Origin of the sequence: Alkalicoccus luteus (assembly GCF_012034335.1) — a bacterium.
In the GTDB taxonomy this organism is placed as follows: Bacteria; Bacillota; Bacilli; order Bacillales; family Salisediminibacteriaceae; genus Alkalicoccus; species Alkalicoccus luteus_A.
Genome location: NZ_JAATHJ010000058.1, coordinates 1 through 2,607 on the forward strand (window position 1 = coordinate 1; position 2,607 = coordinate 2,607).

3 protein-coding genes are annotated in these 2,607 nt (G+C 59.8%); all 3 read right to left on the reverse strand.

What is annotated here, in order from left to right:
• Positions 1-103: 103 nt before the first annotated feature.
• Positions 104-1,774 carry an IS66 family transposase gene (gene tnpC, locus HCN83_RS17795; protein WP_168009754.1) on the reverse strand — a complete coding sequence of 557 codons (1,671 nt, stop codon included), beginning with the start codon at positions 1,772-1,774 and terminating at the stop codon, positions 104-106.
• A 74-nt stretch (positions 1,775-1,848) separates the two neighbouring features.
• The gene (gene tnpB, locus HCN83_RS17800) at positions 1,849-2,196 is read right to left on the reverse strand and encodes an IS66 family insertion sequence element accessory protein TnpB (protein WP_168009756.1); all 348 of its coding nucleotides are present in this window, start codon (positions 2,194-2,196) and stop codon (positions 1,849-1,851) included.
• On the reverse strand, positions 2,159-2,607 hold a 449-nt coding region (tnpA, locus tag HCN83_RS17805; RefSeq protein ID WP_205774755.1), incomplete at its 5' end, for an IS66 family insertion sequence element accessory protein TnpA. The genes tnpA and tnpB, both read right to left, overlap by 38 nt.

Below are 2,607 nucleotides of genomic sequence, written 5' to 3' on the forward strand. Positions count from 1 at the left end.
GTAAGCGTCAAAGAAACCGTGTCCGAACAGTGTGAAGATCGAGCAGGAGAACATCAAAAAACGGGCAGCCGCGGGGATCTTCCCGGGGCTGCCCGTTTTGGGCTTACGGCGAAACAGGGCGTCGACCGGGGCTACCCACATGCTCTGGCAGCTGCGGGGACCACGGCAGGTAATCATCCAAGTTCTCTGTCTCCTCCGGAGTCAGATTCGGGATCGTCTCCAGGAGATAGGTCACATACGCTTCCGGGTTCACCCCATTCGCTTTCGCCGTTTCGATCAGGCTGTAAATCGCGGCGCTCGCTGTCGCCCCTGCCGGAGACGTCGAAAAGAGCCAGTTGTTCCGCCCAATCACAAACGGGCGGATGTGACGCTCGACGAGGTTGTTGTCGATGGCCTGCGTCTCCGGCTTCAGCGCCTGGCGCAAAAATGGTTCCTGATTGACCGCATACTGAAGAGCCTTCCCAAGGATCGATTTTGGAAGGATGAAGTGTTGTTGGGTCCGGACCCAGTCGAACCAGGTGTCCGTCTGCTCGGATACCTTAATCCAAGCGGCTTCCTGTTTCGCGGGAGCCGCCAGCCAGGCTGCCTCCGCGAGGTGATACAGCCGGTTGACGTGGGCGACGCCTTGATGCGCGATCGAGGTCGGACTCCCTTTGGCCAGCTTCGTCGCATCGGTAAACGTTCGTCGCAGATGCGCCCAACAACCTGCAAGCAGGATCGGCGGTCCCCCGTTCCTCTCGCGGTCCTCTGCCACCCGTCGGTACGCACGGTACCCATCGCAGTACAGCGTGCCCGAAAACCCGTCGAGCAGGGCATCCGCCACGTCCGCACCGCGGGACGGCCGGTAGGCATAGACCACCATCGGGGTCGCTTCTTTGGTCGAGGCCATCACCCACATGTAGGAGGTCGACGACGGGCTGCGCCCCGGTTCCCGCAGCACCTGCACCGACGTTTCATCCATGTGCAGCACCGGTTCCTGCATCAAGGCGCGATGCAGGGCGTTGACGACCGGCAGAAGACAGCGTCTCGTCGCCTCCAGGATCCAGTTGCTCATCGTCTGGCGGCTGATCGGGATGCCCTGGTCCGCAAGGGCCTTCTCCTGCCGATGCAACGGCACGCCCATCCGGTATTTGTCATGGATCAGGTGGCTGATGACCGAAGCGGTGGCCATCGCTTTGCCTGCCGGACGCTCCGGCACCGGCGCACGGACGATCGTGTTATCGCGATCCGCTCTTTTACAGGCCGGGCATTCGTAGACTTCCCGTTCCCGGCGTACCACTTCGTAGCGTGCCGGAATAAACAACAGCTCCTTTGTCACTTCCACGTGAAAGCAGGCGAGGGTTCCATCGGCACACGTCGGACAGGTCCGCTCTGCTTCCGGGAGAGCGGACCGCACCGTACGCGACGGTTCGGCTTCCGACAGCCAGTCAGGCTGCTCGGTGACCCGCTTGCGCTTGGCTTTGGCCGTTGGCGAGGCCGGACCTTCGATGATGAGCTCCACGGCTTCCTCCAGAGCGATCGCTTCCGGTTCGTCAAACAGCGACAACTGTACCTCATCCGACGGGTCGTCGGCCGAGCGGCCGAAGCGCTGCTGGTTGGCAAGGCCCAGTCGCTCTTTATACAGCGCCACTTCCAGGCGGAGAGCCGTTACCTCTTGCTTTAACCGCCGGTTTTCCACCTGGGTGGCCAGCTGTTTCAGAAACGGTTTCGCCGCCGCCAGAAGGGGATAGGTATAGGGAATAAAGGGTGAGGTCGTTCGTCTCGATGGGTTCATAGGAAAAGAAATTCGAGAGGCAGGGGGAAATTCCTGCCTCTCGCATCCATTTTTTTCGTTTTGTCGGGGAACGCTTAGATCACGGATGTACCGGTCGGAGGTGCGAACACTTTCCCGTCCTCGATCCGCAGCCCGTTTAACAGCCAGCGCAGCTGTCGGCCGGTTAACTCCGAGGGCACAGCCTCATCGCCATCCGGCCACGGAAACCGCCCGGTTTCCAGACGACGGTAGTAGAGCCAGAAGCCGTTGTGATCCCAATGCAGGATTTTGATGCGCGTTTTATCGCGACCGCAGAAGACAAACAGATCGGACCGGCAGGGATCGAGCTGAAAGCGTTCCTGCACGAGGGCCGCCAGTCCGTCTATCCCGAGCCGCATATCGATTTCACCATGTGCGAGAAACACCCGCTGATTCGCTCGCATGTTCCACATCCTGAAGCACCTCCACCACTTCTTTTAAGAGCTCTTTGTCAAAGCCGGCCGGCACGTCAATCTGTACCCCCTGACACGTCAGGGTCAGGGATGCCCCTAAATCAAGGGTGACCGTCGACCAGGTATCGATCGGGTCCGTAGGCTGGTACGTTGGATCCAGTCGCACCCGGTATTTATGAAACGTGCCACGATGATACCCACGGCTCTGACACCAGACATTGGCTTGTTCGCCGCTTGCGAGAAACGCGTCTACCTCCGCCTGCCACCAGGCCGTGCGGTTGACTCGCCGATCATGGGGATTTTCCCACGCTGCTTCCTCCATTATCCTCACATCCTTTCTGCTTTCTTTCAGCATGCCAGAGGCGTGATAGGGAAAACAGGCACAGATTCTTTGACGCTTAC

Coding starts and splice junctions, on each gene's coding strand:
- tnpB (WP_168009756.1), bottom strand. CDS start 2,196: ATGCGAGCGAATCAGCGGGTGTTTCTCGCACATGGTGAAATCGATATG.
- tnpC (WP_168009754.1), bottom strand. CDS start 1,774: ATGAACCCATCGAGACGAACGACCTCACCCTTTATTCCCTATACCTAT.